Raw genomic sequence first — 2346 nt, 5'->3', positions numbered from 1 at the left:
GATCAGCCGAGCTTTCACGGGTGGAGCCGGGATGGAAGACCTGACAATTTTGAACTCAACAATAACAAACTTGTCTTCAGATGCAAGTGTTTCAGTTGGTGCTGATAATGACAAGCTCTTTGTTGCACACTCAACAATTACTAATGCTACGAATGATTTTCCCTTAATAGGAGCTGGCGGAGATGATGAGCTAACAATCGGTACTGCTGCAATCATACCAGGAGGCATAGATTGTGATTTTAGAGAAGAATTTGAAGGGTTTGATACATTAATATTTGCAATGGATGTTCCAGCTAGCGAGATTGCTGAGTTAACACTAGAGATTGAGAACCTCCCTACCCCTGATGGCTCAATAACTATTAATAATATTTTCTATGAATATAGAAATTGTGATGTAATCGAAGCAGATTTAGGTATTGCAGAGTCAATCCCTACCCTTTCTAAATGGGGGTTAATTGCAGTTATGGGCTCGATAGCATTAACTGGATATTTTTATATTCGAAAACAAAGAATCAGTGCAAATTAAATTGAGGCAATAAAGGTTATGTGTTAGTATCGAAGAATCAAAGATGGGAGGTTTAAGATGGCGATCAATAAGAGTTTATTCCTATCATTTTTTGGTTTCTTAGTTTTTAGTTTTCTTTTAATTGCATTTCCAAACAATAGTTACGCAGAAAAAGAAGGATGCTGTCAATTCTTTACTGGTGCAGACCCTATGGGGTGTCAGTCGTTTGAGACAACCGATTCATGCAACGAAGACAGCACTACCCCTGGCAAAAAATTCTTCCCGGGAAGTGAGTGTGATACAGATAGCGGCTTTTGCGAAGGCTATGAACCGCCTAGCGGGCAAACAATGGCCTCTGGATGCTGCCAAATGTTCTTTGGAGACTCTCCAGGCTGCATGTATCCATCCTCTCCTAGTTCATGCTCAGGAGAGAACTGGAGCTTTGTTAATAGTAAAGAATGCGGTGAAGACGGATATTGCAAAGGTTATAAGAAAGAATAATCAATAAGCTGACTCTAAAGTTGCAAACGAAATATTATTGAGGGCGTATTTTCGTGATTGCCTCATTAAATGTGTCGCTTTCTACAATTACATCTGCATATAACTTCCCAAGCACCTGCCCTGCTATAACATCTATGGGGTAATGCACCCCGGCTATAACTCGTCCATATCCTATCTGAAGCGCAAGCTCCATAAGATCATCCTTTTTTTCAGGGAATATCACGCCCAATATCCTTGCATACACAACAGCTCTTATAGCGTGCCCACTTGGATAGCTTGCAACTGCTCGTGCATTTATTGCGGGCTTTACTTTATCATTTACCACAAAGGGTCTAGGAAGATCATATCTCGCCTTTATTGCGTCGTAGTCAGTTCTTACTTCATTGATAATAGCTGCCAGTGTCTGCCTCAGCACTGTTCCGTCAACATCCAACAGCTCAGCGCCAATTATAGGGGCAAATCTATTTAAATTAAGTGTGGTTTCTACAAATATAACCTGTTCAGGGGTACGTGTTTGTTGAAGCCACAACACAATTGCCATCTGAGTTTCAAACTCGGGCGATCCAACAGCTGGGGGAGCACCGATCATAGCAGCCCCATCTACCCCACCTTCAGGTAGATACTTGGGAGTGGATTGTTGTTCTGCACTCGCACCAGCTAATAAGAATATAGTAAATACTATTACTATGGCTGTGTGTGATAAAATCCTCATATCGCACCCTCTACAAACTGATTATTTAGAATCTTTAGCCTTATTATTTTCTACCTTAATTACCTCACCGCCTGCTGTACTGCAATTATCTTTGTCCTGTGCAATCAGTATTACATCATTAATCTCGCAATAAACACCATTTGGCAAATCAGCACTAAGGGGGATATCAACACCTGAAATCTTTTCAGCATACGTATCAGCAGAAAATATTATTCCGGTTGCAGCAAAGACAAATACAATAACTAGTTTCATACAATTCATACAAGACCTCCGCCTTGTTAATTTAGTATGAATAGTATAACACTGATGGGGCTAGCTAACTCGAAATTTTATACACGAAAATTTATAGTGAGTAATTCTTTAGCCTGTGCTACACTTTTATGATATTTATTTCAAGGAGAGTGAAATGATAAAAATAACTAATCTATTGATTGTGCTCGCATTGTTATTTGCTGGATACAGCGTATCCAACGCTCAAGTCAATGAACTATCACAGACTGAGCAGGAAGAAAGGGCTGTTGTATATGCCACCATGCAGTTCTATGCGGCTAGTGAGGGACAGTACAAGAACAAGCCGGAAGTGGTAAGTGAAATATGGTCCAGCCGAGAGGATGTAACTTATATGCCT

Annotated in this window: 5 protein-coding genes; 3 read left to right on the top strand and 2 right to left on the bottom strand. The window is 40.3% G+C overall.

The window, feature by feature from the left end:
* Both AAF462_11635 and AAF462_11630 read left to right on the top strand, forming a co-directional pair.
* The coding region (locus tag AAF462_11635; protein MEM7009774.1) for a hypothetical protein at window positions 1-526 on the top strand (526 nt) is incomplete at its 5' end.
* Window positions 527-583: 57 nt separating this feature from the next.
* The gene (locus tag AAF462_11630) at window positions 584-1006 is read left to right on the top strand and encodes a hypothetical protein (GenBank protein ID MEM7009773.1); all 423 of its coding nucleotides are present in this window, start codon (window positions 584-586) and stop codon (window positions 1004-1006) included.
* 34 nt (window positions 1007-1040) lie between these two features.
* On the opposite strand, the gene AAF462_11625 is transcribed toward AAF462_11630, so the two are convergent.
* Together AAF462_11625 and AAF462_11620 are read right to left on the bottom strand one after the other, a co-directional pair.
* Window positions 1041-1718, bottom strand: a complete 678-nt coding sequence (locus AAF462_11625; GenBank protein MEM7009772.1) for a phosphatase PAP2 family protein — start codon at window positions 1716-1718, stop codon at window positions 1041-1043.
* Window positions 1719-1739: 21 nt separating this feature from the next.
* Window positions 1740-1979: a hypothetical protein gene (locus AAF462_11620; protein ID MEM7009771.1), complete on the bottom strand. Its 240-nt coding sequence runs from the start codon at window positions 1977-1979 to the stop codon at window positions 1740-1742.
* A 145-nt stretch (window positions 1980-2124) separates the two neighbouring features.
* On the opposite strand from AAF462_11620, the gene AAF462_11615 reads away from it, so the two are divergent.
* A partial coding sequence (locus AAF462_11615) for a hypothetical protein (protein ID MEM7009770.1) occupies window positions 2125-2346 on the top strand: 222 nt, incomplete at its 3' end.

This window comes from Thermodesulfobacteriota bacterium, assembly GCA_039028315.1.
In the GTDB taxonomy this organism is placed as follows: Bacteria; Desulfobacterota_D; UBA1144; order Nemesobacterales; family UBA2774; genus CR02bin9.
The sequence above is the reverse complement of the archived record's forward strand: the minus strand, read 5'-3'. Positions and strand labels throughout refer to the sequence as shown.

Bases quoted from the DNA above. Each gene is read 5' to 3' on its own strand.
- AAF462_11630 (MEM7009773.1), top strand. From the start codon at position 584: ATGGCGATCAATAAGAGTTTATTCCTATCATTTTTTGGTTTCTTAGTT.
- AAF462_11625 (MEM7009772.1), bottom strand. From the start codon at position 1,718: ATGAGGATTTTATCACACACAGCCATAGTAATAGTATTTACTATATTC.
- AAF462_11620 (MEM7009771.1), bottom strand. From the start codon at position 1,979: ATGAATTGTATGAAACTAGTTATTGTATTTGTCTTTGCTGCAACCGGA.